The following is a 25,631-nucleotide window of genomic DNA, read 5'->3' as shown; positions in this document are numbered from 1 at the left end:
CCTAGTCCTGCGGGATCGGTCGGGTGGAATGGATGGAAAGCCCGTAGGCGTCAAGCCCCACCACCTTGACCGGGGCCGAGTTGGTCAGCAGCACCAGCTCGCGCAGCCCCAGCGCCGACAGGATCTGCGCGCCAAGGCCGTATTGCCGCAGCGTGTGCGGCGAGGCCTCGCCCGCGCGCGGCAGCAGCGGTGACAGGTCGCGCAGCAGCACGACGACGCCGCGGCCCTCGTCGGCGATCATCCGCATCGCGGTGGGCAGGTCTCCGGCGCGCTCGCGGCTGACGCCGAGCACATCATGCAGCGGGTCCAGCGCGTGCATCCGCACCATGACCGGACCGGGCGCGGTCAGGTCGCCTTGGGTCAGCACGATATGCTCGGCGCCCTGGGTCTCGTCGGCAAAGACTCGCATCGTCCATTCGCCGCCATGCGCGGTAACGGTGCGCTGGTCGCGTTCGGCGATCAAGTTGTCGTGGCGGCGGCGATAGGCGATCAGGTCGCTGATGGTGCCGATCTTGAGCCCGTGCTTCTGCGCGAAGGCCACCAGGTCGGGCAGCCGCGCCATGCTGCCATCCTCGTTCATGATCTCGCAGATCACCCCGGCCGGGTTCAGCCCGGCCAGCCGGGCGATGTCCACAGCGGCCTCGGTATGGCCGGCGCGCACCAGCACGCCGCCGTCGCGGGCGCGCAGCGGAAAGACGTGGCCCGGCGTCGCGATGTCGGCGGCGCCCTTGGTCGGGTCGATCGCGACCGAAATGGTCCGCGCCCGGTCATGGGCGGAAATCCCGGTCGTCACCCCCTCGCGCGCCTCGATCGACAGGGTGAAGGCGGTTTCGTGCCGGCTGGAGTTCTTCGGGCTCATCAGCGGCAGCCCAAGGGCGTCGATGCGCGCGGCGGGCAGCGCCAGGCAGATCAGCCCGCGCCCGTGCATCGCCATGAAGTTGATCGCATCCGGCGTTGCCATCTGCGCGGGGATCACCAGGTCGCCCTCGTTCTCGCGGTCCTCGTGATCGACCAGCACGAACATCCGGCCGTTGCGGGCGTCCTCGATGATCTCCTCGATGCCGGAGATGGCGTCCGACCAGTCGCGCTCGACGGGTCCGGGCTGTTCATACTGCATGGGTCTGTCCGTTGAAGTAGGTCTGTCCGGCAAGAAACCCGGCCAGCCCCGCGGCGGCCATGATCTCACGTTCGTGGTCGGTCTCGCCGATCATCAGCACGGCGTCGCCGGGCAGGCCCTGAGCCCGCAGCCAGCGCTTCATCCCGTCGCGCATCGCGCCCCAGCTGGCGCCGAACGCGGGCAGCGCGATGGCCGATTGCGCGGCGATGACGGCGCCCAGCGCCGCCGGGTCAAGGCCGGGCGAGGCCGCCAGATGCGGCCGGGCGGCGCTGGCGGCGATGCGTGCGACGACCGGCGCCGCGGGCGCGCGCCCGTCGCGGAACACGCCCAGCGCGTTCGAGGAATACAGGAACGCCACCAGATCGCGCCCGGTGGTCGCCCGCACCCCGGCATAGGTCTTGTAATCCAGCCCCAGCGCCCTAGCCCGCGCGACCTGCGACCGCACGACCTCGATCGGCAGCCGCGGGCCCAGCAGCTCGGCCCGCGCCACGCGCCAGCAATGCGCACGGAACCCCGCCCCGTCGCTGGACGGGCTGCGGTTATGGCCGATGCCGGGGGTGGTCTGGTTCAGCATGATCCGGGCTTAGCGCAGGAACCGGCGCTGCGAAAGAGACGCCGCGACGACACGCATTCGGGCGGTCGCAAATATCCCACGGGGGTCCGGGGGTGTGAAACCCCCGGTCCGGGGCACTGCCCTGCCCGCCTGCCTGCGCCCGCCCGCATGCCTGCGCCTGCCTGCCCCGCCGGCCTATCCCGCCTCGGCCAGCCGCGCGACATAGCGCGCCAGGGTGTCGATCTCGAGGTTCACCGCGTCGCCCTCGCGCGCCTCGCCCCAGGTCGTCACGGCCTGGGTGTGCGGGATCAGGTTGATGCCGAAGCGGTCGCCGTCGACCTCGTTCACGGTCAGCGAGGTGCCGTTCAGCGCCACCGACCCCTTGGGCGCGATGAAGCGCGCCAGATGCGCCGGCGCCTGTAGCACCAGCCGCAGGCTGTCGCCCTCGCGCACCGCCGACACGATCGGCGCCACGCCGTCGACATGGCCCGACACGATATGCCCGCCCAGTTCGTCGCCCACGCGCAGCGCCCGTTCCAGGTTGATCCGCTGGCCGACCGACCAGCCATTCGCGCCGATATTCGTCTTGCTCAGCGTCTCGGCCGAGATGTCCACGTCGAACCAGTCGGCGCCCTTGTCCACGACCGTCAGGCAGACCCCGTCGCAGGCGATCGAGGCGCCCAGCTCCACCCCCGCCATGTCGTAACTGCAGGCGATCCGGGCCCGCATGTCGCCGCGCATCTCGACCGCCGTGACGCGGCCGATATCGGTGATGATTCCGGTGAACATGCGCCTGACCCTCTCGCCGTTCCTTTTCTGCCCGCGCGAAACCATGACGGCAGCGCGGCGAACACGCAAGCACCGCGCCGCGGCGGCACATCGTCATGCGGGACTCGCCCGGATGGCCGCATTCGCGTATGCGCATATGGGAACTGAACGATTCGCGGGCAGCCGGCCCCCCGGACCCCGCACGACCGACGGACCCTTGGCGCATGAACGCTCGCGACCCACGACCCGACGCAGCGCCCCTGTCGCCGGTCCCGCCCGCCGCGAGCCTCTCCGCGGATCGCCGCGTGTTCCTGCTGCTGCAGGGGCCGCACGGTCCGTTCTTCGACCGGCTGGGCCGGCTGTTGCACGATGCCGGCGCCGAGGTCTGGCGGGTCGGCTTCAACGCCGGAGATGCCTGGTTCTGGAGCCTGCCTGACCGCTTCCTGCCCCATCCCGGCCCGGCCGCGGACTGGCCCGCCCATCTCGACCGGATCATCACCGAAAAGGGCGTCACCGACATCGTGCTGTATGGCGACGTCCGCCCGATCCACGCCGCGGCGCGGGCGGCGGCCGCCGAACGCGGGCTGGTGCTGCATGTCTTCGAGGAAGGCTATCTGCGCCCCTTCTGGATCACCTATGAACGCGGCGGCTCGAACGGCTTTTCGGCGCTGATGGACATCAGCCTCGATCACATGCGCGCGGCGCAGCGGGAATTCGGCGACGAGATCAACCGGCCCCCCGCGCATTGGGGCGACATGCGCCAGCACAAGTTCTATGGGGCATTGTATCATTTCCTCGTCCTGACCTCGAACCGCCGCTATCCCGGCTTCACCTCGCATCGCGACATCACCCTGTGGCGGGAATTCAGGCTGAACCTGCGCCGCTTCCTGCTCTCGCCCCTGGATGCCGCGCGGCGCTGGCGGCAGGGGCAGCGGATCCGGTCGGCCGGGTTTCCCTATGTGCTGGTGCTGATGCAGCTGGAACACGATTCGAGCTTTCTCGCCCACTCGCCCTATCGCCGCATGTCCGAGTTCACCGCCGAGGTGCTGGACGCCTTTGCCCGGTCGGCGCCGCGCCATCACCACATCGTCTTCAAGGCCCACCCGCTGGAGGATGGGCGCGCGGCGCTGCAACAGACGATCCGCGAACAGGCCCGCGCCCGCGGGGTCGAAAAGCGCGTCCACCTGGTGCAGGGCGGCAAGCTGGCGGCGCTGCTGTCGCAGGCGCGGGCGGTCGTCACGATCAATTCCACCTCGGCCCAGCAGGCGCTGTGGCGCGGGCTGCCGGTCAAGGCGATGGGACGGTCGGTCTTTGCCAAGCCGGGGCTGGTGTCGGACCAGAGCCTGAACGAGTTTCTCGTCCGCCCGGATCCGCCCGACACCCGGCGCTATCGCGACTATCGCAACTATTTGCTGGATACCTGCCAGGTCCCGGGCGGGTTCTACGCCGCCCGGTCGCGGGCGCATGCGTTGCGGCTGGTGGTGGACATGATGCTGGACCCCGACGACCCCTATGCGGCGCTGGAAGGCGGCCGGGCAACGAATCGGCAACAGATGGAACCGGACCCGCGCTGATGCATGGAAATGACGATCCTGACCCGATAAGGTCGGGCACAATGACGAGGCAACGCAGATTCGCCCGGAGCGGACAGGAGTAAATGGACGTGGTTGATTTTTCCCTCATTCCGGCGGGCGTTTCGGCGCGGCGCAGCCTGCGGTTCGCCGCACTCGCCTCGGTCGTCCTGCTTGCCGCCTGCGCGCTGCCCCGGTCGGGGCCGAACAAGAACGAGATTTTCCAGGGCGCCGTCGAACGCGGCGGCAACACCCACATCATCTATGTGAACGACCACGTCGCCCGGGCGGCGTCGTTTGCGCCGTCCTACGGCTTCGGCTCGGACTTCACCTCGGCCGGATCGGTGGGCGCGGATGAAATCCGGCCCGGCGACGTGCTGGGGCTGACGATCTGGGAAAACGTCGATGACGGGCTGCTGGCCTCCCTGGGCCAATCGAACACCAACCTGCAGGAGCTGCAGGTGGACAGCGCCGGCTATATCTTCGTGCCCTACGCGGGTCGGGTGAAGGCGGCCGGCAATTCCCCGGACGAATTGCGCCGCCTCATCACCTCGCGCCTGTCGGCCCAGACCCCGGACCCGCAGGTAACGGTGACCCGGATCGCCGGCGACGGCGCGACCGTGTCGGTGATGGGCAAGGTCAACGGCCAGGGCGTGTTCCCGATCGAGCGGCCGACGCGCACCCTGTCGGCGATGCTGGCCAAGGCCGGCGGCGTGTCGATCGACCCCGAGGTCGCGGTGGTGACGGTCAAGCGCGGCGGCAATACCGGGCGCGTCTGGCTCAAGGACCTGTATGCGAACCCGCGCTTTGACGTGGCGCTGCGCCCCGGCGACGTAATCCTGGTGGAAGAGGACCAGCGCAGCTTCACCGCGCTGGGCGCGCTGGGCGGTCAGACCAAGGTGCCGCTGGGGTCCGAACAGATCAACGCCATCGAGGCGATCGCGATGGTCGGCGGGCTCAGTTCAAACCTCGCCGACCCGACCGGCGTGTTCGTGCTGCGCGACGAGCCGATGTCGGTCGCCCGCAACGTGCTGGGGCAGGACGTCTATGGCGACCAGCGCATGGCCTATGTGCTGGACCTGACCCGGCCGAACGGGCTGTTCCTGGCCCGCGACTTCATGATCCGCGACGGCGACACGGTCTATGTGACCGAGGCGCCCTATGTGCAGTGGCAAAAGACGCTGGGCGCGATCACCGGCGCCGCGGGCACGGCCAACGCGCTGAACAACACCGTGAACTGACGGGCCGGTCGGTTGCCTGACGACCTCGCCGCCGGGACCAGCGCCCGGCGGCTTTTCGTTCTGAATGGCGGGTTCCTGACCCGACCCCGGCTGCGCCGCATCCTGACGCTCGCCGGCTGGCGGCTGGCGGTTGGCCGGCCCGGTCCCGGCGACGCGGTGGGCATCTGGGGCGCGAGCCCGACCGCCGGGCGCGGCCGCGCCCTGGCCGCCCGTACCGGCGCGCCGGTGGTGACGGTCGAGGATGCGTTCCTCCGCTCGGTCCTGCCCGGCCGCGACCGCTCGGCCATCGGCCGGCGCGGACCGGTGGGGCTGATGATCGACCCGCTGGGGCTGCATTTCGATCCGTCGCAGCCGTCGCTGATCGAGACGCTGGCGGCCTCGCCTGAGGCCGCGGCGATGCGCGACGCAGCGCAAGCGGCGCTGGCCCGGCTGCGCGCCGCCGATCTGTCGAAATACAATGCCCATCGTCCCGATGCCGCGGCCCCGCCGCCGGGCTATGTGCTGGTCGTGGACCAGACCCGCGGCGACGCCTCGCTGCGGGGCGCGGGACGCGCGGAATTCCTGCGGATGCTGCAGGCCGCGCGGGACGAACACCCGGGCGTTCCGCTGGTCATCCGCAGCCATCCCGAAACCGCCGCCGGCCATCGCGCCGGCCATTTCACCCGCGCCGACCTGCGGCCGGGCGAGGTCTTTTGCGACACGCCCGTCTCGCCCTGGCGGCTGGTCGATAACGCCGCAGCGGTCTACGCTGTCAGCTCGCAGCTGGGCTACGAGGCGCTGCTGGCGGGGCACCGGCCGCGGCTGTTCGGCCAGCCCTTCTATGCCGGCTGGGGGCTGACCGAGGACGCAACCCCGATCCCGCGCCGCGCCGGCCGGGCCACCGTCCAGGCCCTGTTCGCCGCGTCGCACCTGATGGCGCCGGTCTGGTACGATCCCTGCCTGAACCGGCTGACGGATTTCGATGGCGCCCTGCGCCAGATCGAAGCCGAGACGCGCGCCTTCCGCGAGGACCGCGACGGGCATCTCGCGCTGGGGATGCGACTGTGGAAACGCCGCGCCATCGCCGCGACCTTCGGCAACGGCGCGGGGGTGCGGTTCACCGACCGGCCCTCGCCGCAGGTGACGCTCGCCTGGGCGAACCGCGCGGCGGACGCCTGCCAGGCGGCGCGGGTCGAGGACGGGTTCCTGCGCTCGCGCGGGCTGGGCGCGCAGCTGGTGCCGCCGCTGTCGCTGGTCGCCGACGACCTGGGCATCTACTACGACCCGACCCGCGAGAGCCGGCTGGAACGGCTGATCGCAGCGCCCCTGCCGCCCGGGGGACGGGCGCGGGCCGAGGCGCTGATCGCCCGGCTGCGCGCCGAGGCGGTGACGAAATACAACCTGGCCGGGACGCTGCCTGCCATCCCGCGTGACGGGCGGCGGGTCATCCTCGTGCCGGGGCAGGTCGAGGACGACGCCTCGATCCGCCTGGGCGCGGGGGAGGAGCGGAGCAACCTCGCACTGCTGCGCCGGGTCCGGGCCGAGAACCCCGGCGCGCTGATCGTCTGGAAGCCGCACCCCGATGTCGAGGCCGGGCTGCGTCCCGGCGCGGTCGCGGCGTCCGACCTGGCCGGTCTGGCCGATCTGACGGCGACGGCGGCGCCGGCGGCAGCGCTGATCGACGCGGTGGATGAAATCTGGACGATCACCTCGACGCTGGGCTTCGAGGCGCTGATCCGCGGCAAGCCCGTGGTGACGCTGGGCGCGCCCTTCTATGCCGGCTGGGGCCTGACCCGCGACCTTGGGCCGATCCCCGGCCGGCGCCTCGCCCGGCCCGATCTGGCGGGGCTGGTCCATGCGGCGCTGGTCGCCTATCCGCGCTATCGCGATCCGGTCAGCGGCCTGCCCTGCCCGGTCGAGACGGCGCTGGCGCGGCTGGCCGACCCGACGCTGCGGCTGGGGCCGCCGGCGCTGCGCTGGCTGGCCAAGCTGCAGGGGGCGCTGGCCGGGCAGGCCTGGATCTGGCGGCGCTGAGGCCGGGGGTTTTCCACCCCCGGACCCCCGGAGGATATTTGCAACCGCCCGAAGCGCTACGCGTGCCGGACCCAGCGGTGGAACAGATCGCCGCCGAGCGGGCGGGCTTCGGCGAGGCGAAAGCGCGGCGCATCAGAGAGGTGCTGCAGCCCCAGCGGGCCGACCGCGGCGCGGCCGTCCCCGCCCAGCAGGACGCCGGCCGTGTAGCCGACCAGCTCGTCCACCAGCCCCGCGCCCAGCAGCCCGGCCGCGAGCTGCCCGCCGCCCTCGCATAGCACGCGCGTCAGCCCGCGCCGGCCGAGTTCCGCCAGCGCCTCGGGCAGCGGGCCGGGCAGCACCCACAGCGGGCCGTGCGCGGCGTCCTCGGGCGGCAGATCGGGCATCGGGGCGTTGGCGATCACCAGCCTCACCGGCTGGCGGACCGCGCCGAAGCCGCGGATGTTCAGCGCCGGCAGGTCGGCGCGGGCGGTGCCGCCGCCGACCATCACCGCGTCGTGGGTCAGCCGCAGCGCATGCACATGGCGGCGCGCCGCCTCGCCGGTGATCCAGCGGCTTTCCCCCGAGCCGGTGGCGATCCGCCCGTCGAAGCTGGTCGCGAGCTTCAGCGTAACCATCGGTCGCCCCAAGGTGACGCGTGTCAGAAACCCGCGCTGCAGCGCCGCCGCCGCATCGGCCCGCACGCTCTCGGTCACCGCGATGCCCGCCGCGCGCAGCATCGCATGGCCGCGCCCGGTGACCCGCGGATCGGGGTCGGTCAAGGCGCTGACCACGCGGGTGACGCCGGCGGCGATCAGCGCCTCGGCGCAGGGCGGGGTGCGACCGTGATGGGCGCAGGGTTCCAGCGTGACATAGGCCGTCGCCCCTCGCGACGCCGCGCCGGCCGCGTCCAGCGCCATCCGTTCCGCATGGGGCCGGCCGCCCGGCTGGGTCCAGCCGCGGCCGACGATGCGACCCTCGCGGACCAGCACGCAGCCGACCGCAGGGTTCGGCCACACATTCCCCAGGCCGCGCCGCGCCAGCCGCAGCGCGTGGTCCATGTGCGCTGCGTCGTCAGCCGTCACTGTCGGCCGGGCGCAGTTCCGACACGAAGCGGTCAAAATCGTCTGCCGCCTGGAAGTTCTTGTAAACGCTGGCAAACCGCACATAGCCCACGGTGTCGATGCGGGCCAGCGTCTCCATCACGATCTCGCCGATGACCTTGGAGGAGATGTCGGTCTCGCCCATGCTTTCCAGCCGCCGCACGATGCCCGAGATCATCTGGTCCAGCCGCTCGGGCTCCACCGGGCGCTTCTGCATGGCGATGCGGATCGAGCGGGCCAGCTTGTCGCGGTCGAAATCCTCGCGCCGGCCGCTGGACTTGATGACCACCAGGTCGCGCAGTTGCACCCGTTCATAGGTGGTGAAGCGCCCGCCGCAGGCCGGGCAGAAGCGACGGCGGCGGATGGCGACGTTGTCTTCGGCCGGGCGCGAGTCCTTGACCTGCGTATCGACATTTCCGCAGAACGGACAGCGCATGGATTGACCCCGGATCAGCCTTGGACACCGGGACTATACATCACCCGAAGGCTTTGGGTAGCCGGCCTCACGCGCCACCAGATGCAGCGTGGCGGCCTGTGGCGCGAAAGCTATAGCGCCGCGGAGGTCAGCGCGACCTGGCGCCGGTGCGGCGCGGTGCGATGTTCCACCAGATAGACCCCCTGCCACCGTCCCAGCCGCATCCGCCCGGCCTCGACCGGGATCGTCAGGCTGACCGGCAGGATCGCCGCCTTGAGATGCGCCGGCATGTCGTCCGGCCCTTCGTCGCGATGTCGCAGATAGCCCATCGCGGGATGGTCCGCCGGCGGCGCGATCCGGTCGAGCCACGCCAGCAGGTCGTGCTGGACGTCCGGGTCGGCGTTTTCCTGCACCAGCAGACTGCACGAGGTGTGCTGGACGAACGCCATCAGCACCCCGTCGCGGGCGCCGATGTCCCGCAGCCAGGCCGCCATCTGCCCGGTGATCTCGTGACAGGCCGGGCCGTGGGTGGAAAGGGTCAGCCGGCCCTGCATCTATTCGCCCGCGTCAAGCTGCCGCGGCGCATCCTCGGCGTCGTGGTCCAGCGCCAGCCGCCGGGTGGTGCGGGCGCCGAGCGTGCGCAGCATCTCGACCTGCCGGATCACGTTGCCCTGCCCGCGGGTCAGCCGGTCCATCGCCTGGCCATGCGCCTTCTGCGCGTCGCCCAGCGCCTTGCCGACGCCCTCGATCGATTCCACGAAACCCGCAAGCTTGTCATACAGCGCCCCCGCCCGCTGGGCGATCTCGACGGCGTTCGTCTCGCGCCGCTGGACGGTCCAGATATGGTCCACCGTGCGCAGCGTCAGCATCAGCGTGGTGGGGGTGGTCAGCCCGACCCGCCGGTCCAGCGCAAAGGCGGCGAGCTCGGGATCGACGCGCATCGCCTCGGAGAACGCGCCCTCGACGGGGATGAACATCAGCACGTAATCGACTGAGGCTGCATCGACGGCGTGATAGCCCTTGCCGGACAGGGTCTGGATATGGCTGCGGATCGCGGCGACGTGGCGGCGCAGGGCCGCGTCGCGGTCGGCGGCGTCCTCGGCATTGACCGCCCGTTCATAGTCGTTCAGCGAGACCTTGCTGTCGATCACCAGCACCTTGTCCTGCGGCAGCCGCACCAGCACGTCGGGGCGCCACTGCCGCCCGTCCTCGTCGCGGAAGCTGGCCTGCACCTGGTAATGCGTGCCGCGTTCCAGCCCCGAGCCTTCCAGAACCCGTTCGAGGATCATCTCGCCCCAGGCGCCCTGGCGCTGCTTCTCGCCCTTCAGCGCCCGGGTCAGCGCGACCGCGTCGCGGCCGATTTCCTCGGACCGGCGGTGCAGCCCCTCGATCTGTTCGCGCAGCGCCGCGCGTTCCTCGTCGGTGGATTTGCTGCGCTGGGCCAGTTCGGTTTCGAACCGCTGCACCTGTTCGCGGAACGGCGTCAGCAGCGCCGCGAGCCGTTCGGAGTGGGTCTTTTCCAGATCCGCCCCCTGCCGGCGCAGGGATTCGTCGGCCATCACCCGGAACTGCCCCGTCATCTCGTCCCGCAGCTCGCGCAGCAGCGCCAGCTCACGGGCCGCCGCCTCGCGTTCCTTTTCCGCCGCGGCGTGGCTGGCGGCGAGATCGCGCCGCACTGCCTCGACCGTCTCGCGCGAGATATGCAGCGCGTCGCGCAATTCGTCGCGTTCGTCGGACATCAGCTCCAGCCGGTCGGCCTGGGCCTGGATGCGGGCGCGCGATTCCGTCTCGCGCAGGGCGGCTTCGTGGCTGTCGCGGGCAAAGGCGGCGCGGTCGCGCCTGAGGCTGCGGCCGCGCGCGATGCTTAGCGCCAGCGCGATCAGGAAGGCCAGCACCAGCAGCAGCGCCCCGGCCTGCACCGTGGCGAGATCCGCCCAGGCGGCTTGCGCTTTTCCGATCAGCGGCTGCATAGTTGTCCCTCGAATTTGGGCCAATGTTCGTGATTTGGTCTGGTTTTGCAACCGCGTTCAGGTCAGGAATCTCTCATGCCCAGCTCTTTCCCTCGCGTCGCCGTTCTCGTGGGGTCCCTGCGCGCCGGGTCGGTCAACCGCCGGCTGGCCCGGGCGCTGGCCGCGCTGGCCGCCGACCGGCTGGCGTTCGCGTTCGTCGAGATCGGGGACCTGCCGCTCTATAACGACGATCTGTGGACCGACGCGGGGGGGCCGGCGCCGGTCGAGCGGTTCAAGGCGCAGGTCGCTGCCGCCGATGCCGTGCTGCTGGTGACGCCGGAATACAACCGCGCCGTGCCCGGGCTGCTGGGCAATGCGCTGGACTGGGGCAGCCGGCCCCAGGGGAAATCCAGCTGGGCCGGCAAGGCCGCCGCCTGCATCGGCGCCTCGCCCGGGGCGATCGGCACGGCCGCGGCGCAGGTCCATCTGAAGGCGCAGATGGTGACGCTGGGAATGATCGTGATGGGCCATCCGGAGTTCTACCTGTCCTTCAAGCCCGAGGATTTCGGCCCTGACGGGACGGTGGTGAACGACCAGACGGCCGCGTTCATGAACGCCTATGCCGACGCCTTCGCCCGCCACGTGGCGCGGCTGTCGTCCGGCAAGTGAGGGTGGGGCCTACCGGCCCCGCGCGGCCTCGTTGCGACGCTGCAGGAAGGCCAGCACCGACGAGGCATAGGCGCGCTTTTCCCGCTGGGCGACCGGGTTCTGCGCCAGCCAGGTCATGATCGAATCGTCGTCGTGGGTCGAATAGCCCATCCGCCATTCCCCGAACTGCCGGTCATCGGCTGCGCCGCGCCACAGGAACGTCATGTAGCGGTGGCGCGGATCGCGCTGGATCATCATCGCGACCTCTTCCAGCGGCGCTGCCGGGCCTTCCAGCCATTGGAAGAAGAAGTTTTCCTCGTGATGGAGAAAGCCGGTCAGGTCGTTGGCGGCGTTCCGCGCCTCGGCCTCGCTGAGGATCTGGCGCGCCATCGGCGATCCCGGTGCCACGTCGGTTTCGCTTCGATAGAGGATGAAGGAGATGTCGAACATCGGCCGGGATACTGAAGGGAGACTCGCGCGCCCGGGGCGGTTTTTTCGTGGCGCGCCCTAGGTTTAGGCGCGCGCCACTGGCCCGCGCAACACATCAAAAGTTGACCGCGCGGGTTGACGCTGGGGCAAGTTGCCGGCCCTAAGGGGCCGGCCCAGTCTTTACTGATCCAGGAACGACCGCAGCTTGCGCGACCGCGACGGGTGTTTCAGCTTGCGCAGCGCCTTGGCCTCGATCTGGCGGATGCGCTCGCGGGTCACGCTGAACTGCTGGCCGACCTCTTCCAGCGTGTGGTCGGTGTTCATGCCGATGCCAAAGCGCATCCGCAGCACCCGCTCCTCGCGCGGGGTCAGGCTGGCCAGCACCCGCGTCGTGGTTTCCTTCAGGTTCTCCTGAATGGCGGAATCCAGCGGCAGGACCGCGTTCTTGTCCTCGATGAAATCGCCGAGCTGGCTGTCCTCCTCGTCCCCGATCGGGGTCTCGAGGCTGATCGGCTCCTTGGCGATCTTCATCACCTTGCGGACCTTCTCCAGCGGCATCTGCAGCTTTTCGGCCAGTTCCTCGGGCGTGGGTTCCCGGCCGATCTCGTGCAGCATCTGGCGGCCGGTGCGGACCAGCTTGTTGATCGTCTCGATCATGTGGACGGGGATGCGGATCGTGCGGGCCTGGTCGGCGATGGACCGGGTGATCGCCTGCCGGATCCACCAGGTCGCATAGGTCGAGAACTTGTAGCCGCGGCGGTATTCGAACTTGTCCACCGCCTTCATCAGGCCGATGTTCCCTTCCTGAATGAGATCAAGGAACTGCAGCCCGCGGTTGGTGTATTTCTTGGCGATCGAGATGACCAGCCGCAGGTTCGCCTCGACCATCTCCTTCTTGGCCTGGCGCGCCTCTTTCTCGCCACGCTGGACCTGGTTCACGATGCGGCGGAACTCCTCGATGTCGACGCCGACATGCTGGCCGACCATCGCCATTTCCGACCGCAGGCTGTCCACCTGGTCGCGCGAGCGTTCGAACAGTGCCTGCCAGCCGCGGCCCTTGTTCTGGCCCATGCGGTCGGTCCAGGACGGGTCCAGTTCGGCGCCGCGATAGGCGTCGATGAATTCGCGCCGGTTGATCCGCGCCGCGTCGGCCAGCTTCACCATGCCGGAATCAATCGTCACGATGCGGCGGTTGATGCCATAGATCTGGTCGACCAGCGCCTCGATGCGGTTGTTGTGCAGGTGCAGTTCGTTGACCAGCGCGACGATCTCGCTGCGCAGCTTCTGATAGGCGGCCTCGTCCTTGGCCGAAAAGCTGGCATCCTCGTTCAGGGTCGCGGACATGCGCTGGTCCTGCATGTCGGCCAGCTGTTCATAGTCGCGGGCGATGGCTTCCAGCGTTTCCAGCACCCGCGGCTTGAGGCTCGCCTCCATCGCCGCCAGCGACAGGTTCTGGCCGTCATCCTCGTCGTCGTCGCTGTCCTCGCGGCGCATCGGGTTGCCGTCGGCGTCGACCTCTTCGCCGCCGCCCCATTCCGCCGTTCGCTCAGCCGCCGCGGTCTCGCCCAGCGGCAGGTCGGCCGGCAGGTCTTCCTCGCCCTCTTCCTCCTCGCCCATCGAGCGGCCGAAGGTGGTTTCCAGGTCGATGACGTCGCGCAGCAGGATGTCTTCGTTCAGCAGTTCCTGGCGCCACATGGTGATCGCCTTGAAGGTCAGCGGGCTTTCGCACAGCCCTGCGATCATCGTGTTGCGGCCGGCCTCGATCCGCTTGGCGATGGCGATCTCGCCCTCGCGCGACAGCAGTTCGACCGAGCCCATCTCGCGCAGATACATCCGCACCGGGTCGTCGGTGCGGTCGAGCTTTTCGGTTTCGGTGGTGGCCACCGCCACCTCGCGCGAGGTCGAGGTCGGGACAACCGCCCCGCCCTGCTCGGCCTCCTCGGCCTCTTCGTCCTCGATGACGTTGATGCCCATTTCGGACAGCATCGACATGACGTCCTCGATCTGTTCCGAGGACACCTGGTCGGGTGGCAGGACCGTGTTCAGCTGGTCATAGGTGATATAACCGCGCTCGCGCGCGTCGGCGATCATGCGCTTGACGGCGGCCTGGCTCATGTCCAGCGGGTGGTCGTCATCCTTGGCTTCCGGCTTGTCGTCGTCGTCCTTGGCCATGGGCGTGTCCTTCTTGCGAGTGATTCGGTCGGGCGACTGATTCGCCCCGAATCGAGCCGGATTATCGGCGATTTCTATTAGAATCGGGCGCCCCGGTCAAAGCGACAGGGGGTTACCGATTCGTTAACTGATACGCCGCTCAGCGGCGGCGGTCACGGATCAGCGCTTCGGCCTGGGCGCGGGCGGCGGCGAACTGGTCGGCCAGCGACCGCTGATCCCCCACCACGCCGCTGTCGCCGCCCAGGTCCGGGTGGTCGGCCTGCTGGCGCGCGCGCGTCGACTGCGTCACCCGCCAGGTCAGCCCCTCGTCGGCCAGCCCCTCGATCTCGGCCTCGGCGCGGGCGACTTCCTCGCGCGCGGAACGGTGCGCCTCGATCCGGTCCAGGGCGTTCAGCAGCATCGGCTCGGCCGCGTCCCCGGCCGAGACCGGGTGGGCGATGGCCGGAGCCGAGCGGACATGGGGATCGCCCATGATCGCGTCAAGGGCGGCCCGCCCCTGGGCGCTGGAAACCCCCGCCAGCAGGTCGTGGACCAGCGCCGCGCGGCCCGGATCGGCGGGGTCGAGCCGTTCCAGCCGCGATTCCACCCGCGGGATCAGGTCGGGATGGGTGGCGCAGAGAGCGAGGATCACCGCCTCGATCAGCGCCTCGCCCGGATCGGCCGCGACCAGCGTCGAGGCGCGGGTCTGCGGCACGGGCGGCGGCGGCTCGCCGCGGCGGGCAAAGCGGCCGCGTTCGGTCCGGGCGGGGGCAAACAACGCCCAGCGCTGGCGCTTGAGTTCCGCGGCATAGTGGTCGCGGGTGGCGGTATCCGGGATGCGGGCGATGGCGTCGGCCAGCGTCTTGTCCAGCGCCGCCTTGCGTTCGGGGCTGTCAAAGCTGCGGCCCTCGGTTTCGCGCCGCCACAGCAGGTCGACCAGCGGTTGGGCCTGGTCCAGCACCGCCCGAATCGCCCCGGGGCCGCCGGCGCGGATCAGATCGTCCGGGTCCTGCCCCGGCGGCAGCAGCGCAAAGCGCAGCGCCTGCCCCGGCCCGGTCAGCGGCAGCGCCAGGTCGATCAGCCGCATCGCCGCCCGCAGGCCCGCCGCATCGCCATCCAGCGCGATGACGGGTTCGGGCGAGACCCGCCACATGAGCCGCAGCTGATCCTCGGTGATCGCGGTGCCCAGCGGCGCGACGGCGCCCTCGATCCCCGCGCGGACCAGCGCGATGACGTCCATATAGCCCTCGGCCACGATCAGGGGCTGGCCCTTGGCCACCGCCGCCCGGGCCGGCCCGAGGTTGTAGAGATTGCGCCCCTTGTCGAACAGCGCCGTTTCGGGGCCGTTGAGGTACTTGGCCCGCGCGTTCGGGTCCATCGCCCGGCCGCCGAACGAGATGCAGCGGCCGCGCCCGTCGCGGATCGGAAAGATGATCCGGCCGCGAAAGCGGTCATAGGGTGCGCCTCCATCGCGCCCCGCGCGTCCCCCGTCGGCATCCGGCTTGATCGCCAGACCGGCCTCGACCGCCATCGCCTCGGGGATGCCGGCCTCGGTCAGGTGCCGGATCAGCCCCTGCCGCAGGTCCGGGGCAAAGCCGATCTCGAAGCGGTCCAGCGCCGCGCCGTCCAGCCCGCGCCCCGCGAGATAGTCGCGGGCGGCGGCCCCCGCCCCGGTCTGCAGCTGCAGCCGGAACCAACGCACGGCGCGGTCCATCACCGCGGTCAGTTCGGTGCGGCGGTCGGTCTGCGCCTGTTCGCGCGGGCTGCGTTCCGGCATCGGCACGCCGGCTTCGGCGGCCATGACGGCGACGGCGTCCAGAAAGCCCATCCCCTCGGCCTCGCGAAGGAACCCCAGCGCGTCGCCCTTGGCGTGGCAGCCGAAGCAGTAATAGAACCCCTTTTGGTCATCGACGTGGAACGAAGCGGTCTTCTCCGAATGGAACGGACAGGGCGCCCACCAGTCGCCCTTGGCCTGGTTCGATTTCCGCAGGTCCCACGTCACCCGCCGCCCGACGATCCGGCTGATCGGGACGCGGGCGCGCAGGTCGTCGAGAAATCCGGGCGGCAGACTCATGTCCCGATCATCCCGCGCCGACCGCCCCGCGGGCAAGCGTCCAGTAATGGTCGGCCACTGCCGCGCGGTCCAGCCGCCCACCCTCGCGAAACCAGTTGGTGACGCCGGTCAGCATCGCGATCAGCGCCATCGCCGCCAGCCGCGCATCGGCGACGCGCATCACGCCCGCCTCGGCGCCGGCGCGCAGGATGTCGGCCAGCGCGGTTTCATAGCGCCCGCGCAGGGCGGCGATGGCGGCGTGGTTGTCGGGGGTGAGGTTCCGCAGTTCCATGTAGCTGAGGAACACCTCGTCGGGGTGGTCCAGCGAATAGCCGATGTGAAAGCGCACGAACCGTTCCAGCCGCGCCAGCGGATCGCCACCCTCATCCTCCCAGGCGGCGAGCAGCAGCTCCATATGGTCGCGCAGCAGATCGGCCAGCAGCGCCTGCTTGTCGGGCGTATAGGCATAGAGCGCGCCCGCCTGAACCCCGACGGCCGCCGCGATCTGGCGCATCGAAACGGCGGCATAGCCGTGGCGCGCGAACAGCCGCCGCGCGGCCTGACGGACGAGCGGGCCGGTGATCTCGGCGCGGGAACCTTGGGTGCGGGCCATCGGGCGTTTCTAGGCCAACGGCGGCCGCGGGGAAAGCGCGGCGTCAGGGCTCGCTCCCCGCCGTCGCTGCGGGTTGCCGCTGAGGCACCGGATGCTATCGTGACGCGATGTCGCGACGCCCCGCCCGTATCGCCCTGCTTGCCATGATGGCGCTGACCGCCTGCGCCCAGCCGGACGAGGCCGACTATCCGCGCCTGCTGCCGCTGTCGGAACTGAACCAGCCGCCGGCAATCCCGGACCATGCCGGCGACGCCGCCGCCGATCCCGAGGCGGTGGGCGCCGCGCTCGACGCCCGCCGCGCCGCGGCCGAGGCCCGGGCCCAGGCCGCCCGCCGTACGGTCAGCGACGCCCCCGCGCTGGGGGATCGCGCCACCGACCTGCAGCGCCGCGCCGACGCTCTCGCGCGGACCGAGCTGCCCGCGGCCCAGCCGCCGCGTACCGACACCGGCACCGCGGCCCCCTCCGCTGGCCCCACCGCTGGCCGCGCGGACACCACCGACCCCGCCACCGCCGCCCGCATCCGCGCCCTGCGCGACCGCGCCCGCGCGCTGGGGGACGAGCCGGTCGGCGCCACGATGCCCCGGCCCGACTGCCCGCCCGGCACCGCCGATCCGGCCGCCGTCCCCTGCAAACCCCAACCCTGACCGGAGCGCCCCATGCCCGTGATCACCTGCATCGACGACCTCAAGCGGATGCACAAGGCGCGCACCCCGCGCATGTTCTACGACTATGCGGAATCGGGCAGCTACACCGAACAGACCTTCCGCGAGAACACGTCGGACTTCCAGAAGGTCCGCCTGCGCCAGAAGGTTGCGGTGGACATGTCGAACCGCAACATCGCCTCGGACATGATCGGGATGCCGGTCACCATGCCGGTGGGGCTCGCCCCGGTCGGGCTGACCGGGATGCAGCGCGCCGACGGCGAGATCAAGGCCGCCCGCGCGGCCGAGAAGTTCGGCGTCCCGTTCTGCCTGTCCACCATGTCGATCTGTTCGATCGAGGACGTGGCCGCGCTCACGACCAAACCGTTCATGTTCCAGCTTTACGTGATGAAGGACCAGGAATTCCTGGAAAACATCATCGGCCGGGCCAAGGCCGCGGGCTGTTCGGCGCTGGTGCTGACGCTGGACCTGCAGATCCTGGGCCAGCGCCACAAGGACCTGAAGAACGGGCTGAGCGCGCCGCCCAAGCTGACCCCCTCGTCGATCGCCGACCTCGCCACCCGCTGGCGCTGGGGGATGGAGATGCTGCGGACCAAAAGGCGGTTCTTCGGCAACATCGTCGGTCACGCCAAGGGGGTGACGGACACCGCCAACCTCGCCAGCTGGACGGCCGAGCAGTTCGACCCGCAGCTTGACTGGCAGAAGATCGCCCGCATCCGCGACATGTGGGGCGGCAAGCTGGTCCTGAAAGGCATCCTCGACGCCGACGACGCCCGGATCGCCGCCGATTTCGGCGCCGACGCCATCGTCGTGTCGAACCACGGCGGCCGGCAGCTGGACGGGGCGCTGTCCTCGATCCGGGTGCTGCCCGAGATCGTCGAGGCGGTGGGCGACCGGATCGAGATCCACCTCGATTCGGGCATCCGCTCGGGCCAGGACGTGCTGAAGGCGCTGGCGCTGGGAGCGCACGCGACCTGGATCGGCCGCGCCTTCGTCCACGGCCTGGGCGCGATGGGCGAGGCCGGGGTGACCGCGGCGCTCGAGGTGATCCGCAAGGAGCTGGACATCTCGATGGCGCTGTGCGGCGAACGCGACATCCACAATGTCGGCCGCCACAATGTCTTCGTGCCGGCGGCGTGGCAGGACGAATACGCCTGACCTGCCGGGCCTAGCGCTGCCCCAGGAAATCAAGCAGCGCCGCGTTCACCTCGGCGGCGTGGGTTTCGAGGATGCCGTGCGGCGCGCCCGGCAGCTCCACATAGCGCGCCCGCGGCAGCATCCGCGACAGCCGCAGCCCCGTCGCCGTGTGGGGGGCAGGCCCGTCGGCGGTGCCGTGCATGATCAGCACCGGACAGCCGATCTGGGCGATGTCTGGGGTGAAGTCGGTCATCCCGAAGGCATCGACGCAAGCCGTCGTCGCCAGCGGGCTCGCCTGCAGCGCGATCCCCCAGTTCCAGTCCAGCACCGCCTGGCTCACCGGGCTGCGGAACGCGCCGACGCCGTAGAAGAGCTTGAGGAAACTTTGCAGGAAGGCGGGCCGGTCCTGGACGATGCCCTCCTTGATCTGGTCGATCATCTGCGGCGTCGCCCCGTCGGGGTTGTCCTCGCATTGCAAGAGCCCCGGCACGACCGAGGACAGGAACGCCACCCGCTCCACCCCCTTGCCGGCGTGGCGGGACATGCAGCGGGCGATCTCTCCGCCGCCCATCGAAAAGCCGACCAGCGCGGCGCCGTCCAGTTCCAGCGCGTCCATGACCGCGGAAAGGTCGTCGGCCAGCGTGTCATAGTCATAACCGCCCAGCGGCTGGTCCGACCGGCCAAAGCCGCGCCGGTCATAGCTCACCACCCGATAGCCCGCCTGGACCAGCGCGCGGGCCTGATGTTGCCACGAATCCGCCGACAGCGGCCAGCCGTGGATCAGGACGACGGGCCTGCCCTCGCCCCAGTCCTTGGTGTAAACCCCCACGCCGTCGTCGGTTTCGATCCAGGACATGGGATGCTCCGTTCTGCCTGCGATTGCAGGTCCCGAACGTGACGGCAACCACAGCGGTTCCCCGGCCGGAATGGCGCTTTCCATCCCGGCGCGGCTGCGCTATAGGCGCGGCTTCCGGCCAAGACACCCTTGGAGGCGGCCGGATGAAACCTGAAAGGAACATAGCAATGGCCAAAGAGATCCCTGATCTGGTGGCCGAGGCACGCACGGGGACAGGCAAGGGGGCCGCCCGTCAAGCTCGCCGCAATGGCAAGGTGCCCGGTATCGTTTACGGCAACGGCAAGGACCCGACGCCGATCCAGCTCGACTTCAACCCCCTGCTGACCAAGCTGCGCGCGGGACGCTTCATGTCCACGCTGTGGAACCTCAAGGTCGAGGGCCAGGACGACGTCCGCGTCATCTGCCGCGGCGTCCAGCGCGACGTGGTCAAGGACCTGCCGACCCATATCGACCTGATGCGCCTGCACCGGAACACGCGGGTGAACCTGTTCATCCACGTCGATTTCATCAACCACGAGGAAGCGCCGGGCCTCAAGCGCGGCGGCACGTTGGTGGTTGTGCGCCCCGAGGTCGAGTTGGTGGTGACCGCGTCCGACATCCCGGACCACATCACCGTTGACCTCAAGGGCAAGAAGATCGGTGACGTGATCCACATCAGCGACATCGAGCTGCCGGCCGGCGCCAAGCCGACCATCGACCGCAACTTCGTCATCGCCAACATCGCTGCGCCCTCGGGCCTGCGGTCCGAGGACAACGCCGACGGCGGCGAGGGCGAGGGCGAGGTCGTCGAGACGACCGAGATGGACCCCGACGTCGCGCCGACCGACGCCGAGTGACCGACCCTGTCCGAACTTTCAGGGGCGGCGCCGCGGCGCCGCCCCTTTTGCATGACCGCCGCCGCTGATAGGTCCGTGCCATGACCGACCCCATCCACATCGTCGGCGCCGGCATGGCCGGGTCCGAGGCCGCCTGGCAGATCGCCCGCGCCGGCCTGCCCGTGGTGCTGCACGAGATGCGCCCTGCCCTCGGCACATTCGCCCATCGCACCGGCGACTGCGCCGAGATGGTGTGTTCCAACAGCTTCCGGTCGGACGACGACGTGATGAACGCGGTGGGCCAGCTGCACTGGGAAATGCGCGCGGCCGAGGGGCTCATCATGGCGATGGCCGACCGCCACAAGCTGCCCGCGGGCGGGGCGCTGGCGGTGGACCGCGACGCCTTTTCGGCCTCGGTCACTGCCGCGCTGCGGGCCGAACCGCTGGTCACGATCCAGCCGGGCGAGATTACCGACCTGCCCCGCGAGGGCCGGTGGATCATCGCCACCGGACCGCTGACCTCTCCGGCGCTGGGGGCGGCGATCCAGGCCGAAACCGGGGCCGATGCGCTGGCCTTTTTTGACGCCATCGCGCCGATCGTCCATGCCGACACCATCGACATGGGGGTGGCGTGGCGGCAGTCGCGCTATGACAAGGGCGAGACCGAGGACGAGCGCACTGCCTATCTCAACTGCCCGATGACCCGCGACGACTACGAGGCGTTCATCGACGCGCTGCTGGCCGCCGACAAGACCGAGTTCCACGAGGGCGAGACCGCCGGCTATTTCGACGGCTGCCTGCCCATCGAGGTGATGGCCGAGCGGGGCCGCGAGACGTTGCGCCACGGGCCGATGAAGCCGGTCGGGCTGACCAACGCCCACAAGCCGGCCGAGAAACCCTATGCAGTCGTCCAGTTGCGGCGCGATAACGCTTTGGGGACGCTGTATAATATCGTCGGCTTCCAGACCAAGATGAAATACGGCGCGCAGACCGAGGTGTTCCGCATGATCCCGGGCCTGCAGAACGCAAGCTTTGCGCGGCTGGGCGGCATCCACCGCAACACCTTCCTCAATTCCCCGACCCTGATCGACGACCGGCTGCGGCTGCGCGCGCGGCCGAACCTGCGCTTTGCGGGCCAGGTCACGGGGGTCGAGGGCTATGTCGAAAGCGCCGCGATGGGGCTGCTGGCCGGCCGCATGGCCGCGGCCGAGGCACTGGGGCGCGACCTCGGCCCGCCGCTGCAGACGACGGCGATGGGGGCGCTGGTCCACCACATCACCGGCGGGGCCGAGGCAAAAACCTTCCAGCCGATGAACGTCAATTTCGGGCTTTTCCCGCCGGTCGAGGGGCGGGGCGGGCGGCGCGGGCGCAAGGATCGCTATCCGGCCTATACCGAACGCGCCAAGGCGGATTTCGCGGCATGGCTGGCGGGCTGACCCCGACGCCGACGCGAACGCGGTTCGCCCCCTCGCCAACCGGGCCGCTGCATCTCGGCCACGCCTTCGCGGCGCTGACCGCGGCGCGGCTGGCCGATCCGGGACAGTTCCTCATCCGCATCGAGGATATCGACCGCGCCCGCTGCCGCCCGGAATGGGAGACCGCGATCTTCGATGACCTGCGCTGGCTGGGGCTCCACTGGCCGCAGCCGGTGATGCGGCAGTCCGACCGCCTGCCCGCCTATGCCGCGGCGCTCGACCGGCTGGCGGCGATGGGCCTGACCTATCCCTGCCGCTGCCGCCGCGCCGATATCGCCGGGGCGCTGTCGGCCCCGCAAGAGGGCGCCGCGCCGCTACTGGGCCCCGACGGCCCGGTCTATCCCGGCACCTGCCGCGGCCGCGTCATGCGCGACGCCGGCCCCGACGATGCGATCCGGCTGGATGTCCGCCGCGCCTTCGCGGCGCTGGGCGACGACGGCATCGCGTTTCACGACCAGCGCATCCTGCCCGGACAGGCGCATCGGCTGGCGGCGGCGGATTTCATCGACGGGATCGGCGACGTGGTGCTGGCCCGCCGGGGGATGGGGACCAGCTATCACCTGTCTGTGGCGGTGGACGACGCGGCGCAGGGGATCACGCTGGTGACGCGGGGCAAGGACCTGTTCGATTCGACCCATATCCACGTCCTGCTGCAGCGGCTGCTGGGCCTGCCCACCCCCGCCTATCACCACCACCGGCTGATCCGCGACGATGCCGGAAAGCGGCTCGCCAAGCGCGACGATGCCCGCGCCATCGCCAGCTATCGCGCGGCCGGGCTGACGCCGCAGGACGTGCGTCAGCTGATCGGGCTGTGAAGCTCGATCTCGGCCCCGTCGCGGATCGCGGTATAGAAGCACGACCGGCGGTTGGTGTGGCAGGCCGGGCCGGTCTGTTCCACCAGCAGCAGCAGGCAGTCTCGGTCGCAATCGACCCGCATCTCGACCAGACGCTGGGTGTGCCCCGATGTCTCGCCCTTGGTCCAGAACGACTGACGCGAGCGTGACCAATAGGTTACGCGACCTTCCTCGAGCGTCTTCCGAACAGCCTCGACGTTCATCCAGGCCAGCATCAGCACCTCGCCCGAGGCATGATCCTGCGCGATGGCCGGGATCAGGCCGTTGCCGTCAAAGCGAAGCGTGGCGGGGTCGAACATCTGGTTTTCCTTTCCGGGCCGCGCGCCTATCTATCCCCGGACTGTGCGCGGGGAAAGCCGATGGCCGACGACGATCTGATGGCACTATATTCGCGTCGCCTGCTGGCGCTGGCGGCTGACATCCCGCATCTGGGCCGCCTGCCCGCCCCGACCGGCAGCGCGACCTTCCGCTCGCCGCAATGCGGATCGACGGTGACGGCGCATGTCTTGCTGGCCGACGGCCGGGTGGCCGAGTTCGCGCAAGAGGTGCGGGCCTGCGCCCTGGGCCAGGCCTCGGCCGCGGTGCTGGGGGGCGCGGTGATCGGCCGCACCCCGGCCGAGCTGGCCGCCGCCCGCGACGCGCTTCGCGCCATGCTGACCCAGGGAGGCCCGGCACCCGCCGGCGCCTTCGCCGGGGCCAAGGCCTTGTCGCCGGCGCGGGATTTCCCCAACCGCCACGCCTCGATCCTGCTGGCCTGGCAGGCGGCGGCCGAGGCGGCGGGGGCATGAAAAAGGCCGGCCCCTGCCAGGGCCGGCCAGTTGCGCGTTGACCAGAGCCGGGGGACGGCGGCGGCGATCGGACAGTGATCGCACAGGCTACGCGGGGCAGAGGAAACGGGACGAAGCTGACGGCAGCTTGCAGTCAGCCGGCGATCAGCGCCGGCAGCCACAGCATGGCGACGGTCGCGACGATGATCGCGGCCAGCCCAACGGTGTCGGACAGCGTATCCTGAGTGATGGAAAGCGAGCGGTTCATCGCGGCAACTCCGTTCTGGGTTGCTGTTTTGTTCCCATACCAGTCCGGGTTTGTAAAGAACATTTTAAGAACTTTTAATCAGCCGGCGGACATGAGCCCGATCGCGCGATCCTGTTCCATCAGCCACAGCAGGGTGCGCACGGCTTGGCCCCGCGGCCCGGTCAGCTCGGGGTCCTGGTCCAGCAGCAGCCGCGCGTCCTGCCGGGCCAGCGCCAGCAGCTCGGCCTGGCGTTCCAGATCGGCGATGCGGAACCGCGGCAGGCCGGACTGGGCGGTGCCGATCACGTCGCCGGCGCCGCGCATCGCCAGGTCCTCCTCGGCGATGCGGAACCCGTCCTCGGTCTCGCGCAGGATCTGCAGGCGGCGGCGGCCCGATTCGCTCAGCGGCTCGTGATACAGCAGCAGGCAACTCGAGGCGCCGGTCCCCCGCCCGACCCGCCCGCGCAGCTGGTGCAACTGCGCCAATCCGAACGATTCGGCACGCTCGATGACCATGATCGTCGCCTCGGGGACGTTCACGCCCACCTCGATGACGGTCGTGGCGACCAGCAGCTGCGCGCGGCCGGCGGCAAAATCGGCCATCGCGGCATCGCGCGATTCGGGCGGCATCTGGCCGTGGACCAGGCGCACCGTGTCGCCGAAGCGGGCGCGCAGCATCCGGAACCGATCCTCGGCCGCGATCAGGTCCACCGATTCGCTTTCCTCGACCAGCGGGCAGACCCAATAGGCACGGACGCCGCGCGCCATCGCCTCGGCCAGCCGCGCCACCACCGCCTCGAGCCGCGTGTCGGGCACCGCGGTGGTCACGATCGGCAGCCGGCCGGGCGGCTTTTCGTCCAGCACCGACAGGTCCATGTCGCCATATTGTGCCAGCGCGAGGCTGCGCGGGATCGGTGTCGCGGTCATCACCAGCATGTCGGGGCGCTGGCCCTTTGCGCCCAGTTCCAGCCGCTGCGCCACGCCAAAGCGGTGCTGTTCGTCGATCACAGCCAGCCGCAGGTCGTCGAAGACCACGCCGGGCTGGAACACCGCATGGGTGCCGACGAGGATATGGACCAGCCCCGCGGCCAGATCGGCCAGCACCTGCCCCCGCCCCTCGCCCTTGTCGCGGCCGGTCAGCAGCGCGATGCGCACCCCCGCGGCCTCAGCCAGCGGCAGCAGCGCGGCAAGATGCTGGCGGGCGAGGATCTCGGTCGGCGCCATCAGCACCCCCTGCCCGCCGGCCTCGACCGCGCTGAGCAGCGCCAGCAGCGCGACCAGAGTCTTGCCGGACCCGACATCGCCCTGCAACAGCCGGTTCATGCGATGCGGGCTGGCCATGTCGGCGGCGATCTCGGCCACCGCGCGGGTCTGCGCCCCGGTCGGCGGCCAGGGCAGCGCGGCCAGCACCCGGTCCACCAGCCGGCCGTCGCCGCGGGTGACGCGGCCCGCCACCCGGCGGCGGTCGCGGCGGACCAGCGCCAGCGTCATCTGATGCGCGAGCAGCTCGTCATAGGCCAGCCGCGCGCGCGCCGGGGCGGCGGCCGACAGGTCCTCCATCCGCGCGGGCGCGTGGGCCTGCGCCAGCGCCGCCTGCCAGTCGGGCCAGCCCTCGCGCGCCTTCAGGGACGGCTCGATCCATTCCGGCAGCGGCGGGACGCGGTCCAGCGCCGCGGCCACCGCCTTGGCGAGGTTGCGCTGGGTCAGCCCTCCGGCCAGCGGCCAGACCGGCTCGAACGCCGCGGGAGGCGGGTCCGAGGGGCGCAGCACGTGGTCGGGATGGACCATCTGCGCGAGCCCGTCGAACAGCTCGACCTTGCCTGACACGACCCGGGTTTCGCCCAGCGGCAGCTGGCTTTCGACCCAGGCCTGCCGGGCGTGAAAGAAGACCAGCGTCAGGTCGTTGGTGCCGTCGGTGCAGACCACCCGCCACGGCCGCCCGCGCGCCGAGGGCGGGGCGTGGCGCTGGACCCGCACCGTCACGGTGGCGATTTCCGGCGGCCGCAGGTCGGCCAGCCGGGCGACGCTGCGCCGGGGGATGCCGGCCGAGGGCAGGTGGAACAGCAGGTCGCGGGGCCGGGTGATGGCCAGCGTCGCCAGCGCCTCGGCGGCCTTGGGGCCGATGCCGGGCAGCGTGTCGACACCGGCGAACAGCGGAAACAGGATCGGCGGCCGCCCCTTGGGCGCCGGCCGCGGGGGATCGTCGGTCACGCCTGCC

The 25,631-nt window shown here is 70.5% G+C and carries 24 protein-coding genes; 10 read left to right on the top strand and 14 right to left on the bottom strand.

All coding sequences use genetic code 11. The features are described 5' to 3' along the window. Position 1 precedes the first annotated feature (1 nt). From ribB to IC63_RS07050, 3 genes are all read right to left on the bottom strand, one after another. A complete protein-coding gene (gene ribB / locus IC63_RS07060; protein ID WP_036718417.1) occupies positions 2-1,117 on the bottom strand; it encodes a 3,4-dihydroxy-2-butanone-4-phosphate synthase in 1,116 nt (371 codons plus the stop codon). After that, positions 1,107-1,691: a hypothetical protein gene (locus IC63_RS07055; RefSeq protein ID WP_036718415.1), complete on the bottom strand. Its 585-nt coding sequence runs from the start codon at positions 1,689-1,691 to the stop codon at positions 1,107-1,109. Before IC63_RS07055 ends, ribB begins: the two co-directional genes overlap by 11 nt. 174 nt (positions 1,692-1,865) lie before the next feature. Next, on the bottom strand, positions 1,866-2,459 hold the full coding sequence (locus IC63_RS07050; protein ID WP_036718412.1) for a riboflavin synthase: 594 nt from the start codon (positions 2,457-2,459) through the stop codon (positions 1,866-1,868). 203 nt (positions 2,460-2,662) lie between these two features. Between IC63_RS07050 and IC63_RS07045 the strand changes: the two genes are divergently transcribed. From IC63_RS07045 to IC63_RS07035, 3 genes are all read left to right on the top strand, one after another. Continuing rightward, positions 2,663-4,012 carry a capsule biosynthesis protein gene (locus IC63_RS07045; RefSeq protein ID WP_084115597.1) on the top strand — a complete coding sequence of 450 codons (1,350 nt, stop codon included), beginning with the start codon at positions 2,663-2,665 and terminating at the stop codon, positions 4,010-4,012. Between the two features lie 83 nt (positions 4,013-4,095). Further along, positions 4,096-5,250 (top strand): polysaccharide biosynthesis/export family protein, encoded by a 1,155-nt coding sequence (locus IC63_RS07040; protein ID WP_052041937.1) that lies wholly within the window; start codon positions 4,096-4,098, stop codon positions 5,248-5,250. Between the two features lie 12 nt (positions 5,251-5,262). Then, positions 5,263-7,263, top strand: a complete 2,001-nt coding sequence (locus tag IC63_RS07035; protein WP_036718408.1) for a capsular polysaccharide biosynthesis protein — start codon at positions 5,263-5,265, stop codon at positions 7,261-7,263. A gap of 56 nt (positions 7,264-7,319) precedes the next feature. On the opposite strand, the gene ribD is transcribed toward IC63_RS07035, so the two are convergent. From ribD to rmuC, 4 genes are all read right to left on the bottom strand, one after another. After that, positions 7,320-8,300, bottom strand: coding sequence for a bifunctional diaminohydroxyphosphoribosylaminopyrimidine deaminase/5-amino-6-(5-phosphoribosylamino)uracil reductase RibD (gene ribD, locus IC63_RS07030; RefSeq protein WP_036718461.1), 981 nt, complete (start codon positions 8,298-8,300; stop codon positions 7,320-7,322). A gap of 13 nt (positions 8,301-8,313) precedes the next feature. Beyond that, positions 8,314-8,778, bottom strand: coding sequence for a transcriptional regulator NrdR (gene nrdR / locus IC63_RS07025; protein WP_036718406.1), 465 nt, complete (start codon positions 8,776-8,778; stop codon positions 8,314-8,316). Between the two features lie 110 nt (positions 8,779-8,888). Then, positions 8,889-9,311 (bottom strand): secondary thiamine-phosphate synthase enzyme YjbQ, encoded by a 423-nt coding sequence (locus tag IC63_RS07020; protein ID WP_036718405.1) that lies wholly within the window; start codon positions 9,309-9,311, stop codon positions 8,889-8,891. Continuing rightward, on the bottom strand, positions 9,312-10,727 hold the full coding sequence (rmuC, locus tag IC63_RS07015) for a DNA recombination protein RmuC (protein ID WP_084115595.1): 1,416 nt from the start codon (positions 10,725-10,727) through the stop codon (positions 9,312-9,314). A 75-nt stretch (positions 10,728-10,802) separates the two neighbouring features. Between rmuC and IC63_RS07010 the strand changes: the two genes are divergently transcribed. Further along, positions 10,803-11,375, top strand: a complete 573-nt coding sequence (locus IC63_RS07010; protein ID WP_036718404.1) for an NADPH-dependent FMN reductase — start codon at positions 10,803-10,805, stop codon at positions 11,373-11,375. Between the two features lie 9 nt (positions 11,376-11,384). Here IC63_RS07010 and IC63_RS16945 read toward each other — a convergent pair whose 3' ends face one another. The 4 genes from IC63_RS16945 to IC63_RS06990 form a co-directional block, all read right to left on the bottom strand. Further along, positions 11,385-11,804, bottom strand: a complete 420-nt coding sequence (locus tag IC63_RS16945; protein WP_052041936.1) for a BLUF domain-containing protein — start codon at positions 11,802-11,804, stop codon at positions 11,385-11,387. A 159-nt stretch (positions 11,805-11,963) separates the two neighbouring features. Then, entirely contained in the window at positions 11,964-13,955 is a 1,992-nt protein-coding gene (gene rpoD / locus IC63_RS07000; protein WP_036718401.1) for an RNA polymerase sigma factor RpoD, read from the bottom strand. Between the two features lie 139 nt (positions 13,956-14,094). Then, entirely contained in the window at positions 14,095-16,008 is a 1,914-nt protein-coding gene (dnaG, locus tag IC63_RS06995; protein ID WP_052041935.1) for a DNA primase, read from the bottom strand. A 7-nt stretch (positions 16,009-16,015) separates the two neighbouring features. Further along, positions 16,016-16,600: a TetR/AcrR family transcriptional regulator gene (locus IC63_RS06990; protein WP_036718399.1), complete on the bottom strand. Its 585-nt coding sequence runs from the start codon at positions 16,598-16,600 to the stop codon at positions 16,016-16,018. A 107-nt stretch (positions 16,601-16,707) separates the two neighbouring features. On the opposite strand from IC63_RS06990, the gene IC63_RS16940 reads away from it, so the two are divergent. Beyond that, positions 16,708-17,244 carry a hypothetical protein gene (locus IC63_RS16940; RefSeq protein ID WP_156965396.1) on the top strand — a complete coding sequence of 179 codons (537 nt, stop codon included), beginning with the start codon at positions 16,708-16,710 and terminating at the stop codon, positions 17,242-17,244. 12 nt (positions 17,245-17,256) lie between these two features. Beyond that, positions 17,257-18,420, top strand: a complete 1,164-nt coding sequence (locus tag IC63_RS06980) for an alpha-hydroxy acid oxidase (protein WP_036718397.1) — start codon at positions 17,257-17,259, stop codon at positions 18,418-18,420. A 10-nt stretch (positions 18,421-18,430) separates the two neighbouring features. On the opposite strand, the gene IC63_RS06975 is transcribed toward IC63_RS06980, so the two are convergent. Further along, positions 18,431-19,255: an alpha/beta fold hydrolase gene (locus tag IC63_RS06975; protein ID WP_036718393.1), complete on the bottom strand. Its 825-nt coding sequence runs from the start codon at positions 19,253-19,255 to the stop codon at positions 18,431-18,433. A 167-nt stretch (positions 19,256-19,422) separates the two neighbouring features. Between IC63_RS06975 and IC63_RS06970 the strand changes: the two genes are divergently transcribed. From IC63_RS06970 to gluQRS, 3 genes are all read left to right on the top strand, one after another. Beyond that, positions 19,423-20,091 (top strand): 50S ribosomal protein L25/general stress protein Ctc, encoded by a 669-nt coding sequence (locus tag IC63_RS06970; protein ID WP_036718391.1) that lies wholly within the window; start codon positions 19,423-19,425, stop codon positions 20,089-20,091. 80 nt (positions 20,092-20,171) lie between these two features. Beyond that, positions 20,172-21,506 (top strand): methylenetetrahydrofolate--tRNA-(uracil(54)-C(5))-methyltransferase (FADH(2)-oxidizing) TrmFO, encoded by a 1,335-nt coding sequence (gene trmFO, locus IC63_RS06965; protein ID WP_036718390.1) that lies wholly within the window; start codon positions 20,172-20,174, stop codon positions 21,504-21,506. Next, positions 21,491-22,360: a tRNA glutamyl-Q(34) synthetase GluQRS gene (gene gluQRS / locus IC63_RS06960; protein WP_036718388.1), complete on the top strand. Its 870-nt coding sequence runs from the start codon at positions 21,491-21,493 to the stop codon at positions 22,358-22,360. Before trmFO ends, gluQRS begins: the two co-directional genes overlap by 16 nt. On the opposite strand, the gene hisI is transcribed toward gluQRS, so the two are convergent. Next, on the bottom strand, positions 22,342-22,698 hold the full coding sequence (gene hisI / locus IC63_RS06955; protein WP_036718385.1) for a phosphoribosyl-AMP cyclohydrolase: 357 nt from the start codon (positions 22,696-22,698) through the stop codon (positions 22,342-22,344). The two genes, gluQRS and hisI, sit on opposite strands and share 19 nt — an antisense overlap. A 60-nt stretch (positions 22,699-22,758) precedes the next feature. Here hisI and IC63_RS06950 point away from each other — a divergent pair, with 60 nt between their 5' ends. Beyond that, entirely contained in the window at positions 22,759-23,187 is a 429-nt protein-coding gene (locus tag IC63_RS06950; protein WP_036718384.1) for an iron-sulfur cluster assembly scaffold protein, read from the top strand. 325 nt (positions 23,188-23,512) lie between these two features. Here the strand turns inward: IC63_RS06950 and recG are convergent, their stop codons facing one another. Further along, on the bottom strand, positions 23,513-25,624 hold the full coding sequence (recG, locus tag IC63_RS06945) for an ATP-dependent DNA helicase RecG (RefSeq protein ID WP_052041933.1): 2,112 nt from the start codon (positions 25,622-25,624) through the stop codon (positions 23,513-23,515). Positions 25,625-25,631: the final 7 nt, after the last annotated feature.

Origin of the sequence: Paracoccus sphaerophysae (assembly GCF_000763805.1) — a bacterium.
Classification (GTDB): domain Bacteria; phylum Pseudomonadota; class Alphaproteobacteria; order Rhodobacterales; family Rhodobacteraceae; genus Paracoccus; species Paracoccus sphaerophysae.
The sequence above is the reverse complement of the archived record's forward strand: the minus strand, read 5'-3'. Positions and strand labels throughout refer to the sequence as shown.

What these genes read in the sequence shown, in the direction of transcription:
- IC63_RS16945 (WP_052041936.1), bottom strand. Translation starts at nt 11,804, where the DNA reads ATGTTCGACATCTCCTTCATCCTCTATCGAAGCGAAACCGACGTGGCA.
- IC63_RS06975 (WP_036718393.1), bottom strand. Translation starts at nt 19,255, where the DNA reads ATGTCCTGGATCGAAACCGACGACGGCGTGGGGGTTTACACCAAGGAC.
- IC63_RS07040 (WP_052041937.1), top strand. Translation starts at nt 4,096, where the DNA reads ATGGACGTGGTTGATTTTTCCCTCATTCCGGCGGGCGTTTCGGCGCGG.
- IC63_RS06990 (WP_036718399.1), bottom strand. Translation starts at nt 16,600, where the DNA reads ATGGCCCGCACCCAAGGTTCCCGCGCCGAGATCACCGGCCCGCTCGTC.
- IC63_RS07020 (WP_036718405.1), bottom strand. Translation starts at nt 9,311, where the DNA reads ATGCAGGGCCGGCTGACCCTTTCCACCCACGGCCCGGCCTGTCACGAG.
- IC63_RS16940 (WP_156965396.1), top strand. Translation starts at nt 16,708, where the DNA reads ATGTCGCGACGCCCCGCCCGTATCGCCCTGCTTGCCATGATGGCGCTG.
- ribB (WP_036718417.1), bottom strand. Translation starts at nt 1,117, where the DNA reads ATGCAGTATGAACAGCCCGGACCCGTCGAGCGCGACTGGTCGGACGCC.
- IC63_RS07050 (WP_036718412.1), bottom strand. Translation starts at nt 2,459, where the DNA reads ATGTTCACCGGAATCATCACCGATATCGGCCGCGTCACGGCGGTCGAG.
- hisI (WP_036718385.1), bottom strand. Translation starts at nt 22,698, where the DNA reads ATGTTCGACCCCGCCACGCTTCGCTTTGACGGCAACGGCCTGATCCCG.
- ribD (WP_036718461.1), bottom strand. Translation starts at nt 8,300, where the DNA reads ATGGACCACGCGCTGCGGCTGGCGCGGCGCGGCCTGGGGAATGTGTGG.
- gluQRS (WP_036718388.1), top strand. Translation starts at nt 21,491, where the DNA reads ATGGCTGGCGGGCTGACCCCGACGCCGACGCGAACGCGGTTCGCCCCC.
- rpoD (WP_036718401.1), bottom strand. Translation starts at nt 13,955, where the DNA reads ATGGCCAAGGACGACGACGACAAGCCGGAAGCCAAGGATGACGACCAC.
- IC63_RS07010 (WP_036718404.1), top strand. Translation starts at nt 10,803, where the DNA reads ATGCCCAGCTCTTTCCCTCGCGTCGCCGTTCTCGTGGGGTCCCTGCGC.
- nrdR (WP_036718406.1), bottom strand. Translation starts at nt 8,778, where the DNA reads ATGCGCTGTCCGTTCTGCGGAAATGTCGATACGCAGGTCAAGGACTCG.
- IC63_RS06950 (WP_036718384.1), top strand. Translation starts at nt 22,759, where the DNA reads ATGGCCGACGACGATCTGATGGCACTATATTCGCGTCGCCTGCTGGCG.
- rmuC (WP_084115595.1), bottom strand. Translation starts at nt 10,727, where the DNA reads ATGCAGCCGCTGATCGGAAAAGCGCAAGCCGCCTGGGCGGATCTCGCC.
- IC63_RS07045 (WP_084115597.1), top strand. Translation starts at nt 2,663, where the DNA reads ATGAACGCTCGCGACCCACGACCCGACGCAGCGCCCCTGTCGCCGGTC.
- dnaG (WP_052041935.1), bottom strand. Translation starts at nt 16,008, where the DNA reads ATGAGTCTGCCGCCCGGATTTCTCGACGACCTGCGCGCCCGCGTCCCG.
- IC63_RS06980 (WP_036718397.1), top strand. Translation starts at nt 17,257, where the DNA reads ATGCCCGTGATCACCTGCATCGACGACCTCAAGCGGATGCACAAGGCG.
- IC63_RS07055 (WP_036718415.1), bottom strand. Translation starts at nt 1,691, where the DNA reads ATGCTGAACCAGACCACCCCCGGCATCGGCCATAACCGCAGCCCGTCC.
- IC63_RS06970 (WP_036718391.1), top strand. Translation starts at nt 19,423, where the DNA reads ATGGCCAAAGAGATCCCTGATCTGGTGGCCGAGGCACGCACGGGGACA.
- trmFO (WP_036718390.1), top strand. Translation starts at nt 20,172, where the DNA reads ATGACCGACCCCATCCACATCGTCGGCGCCGGCATGGCCGGGTCCGAG.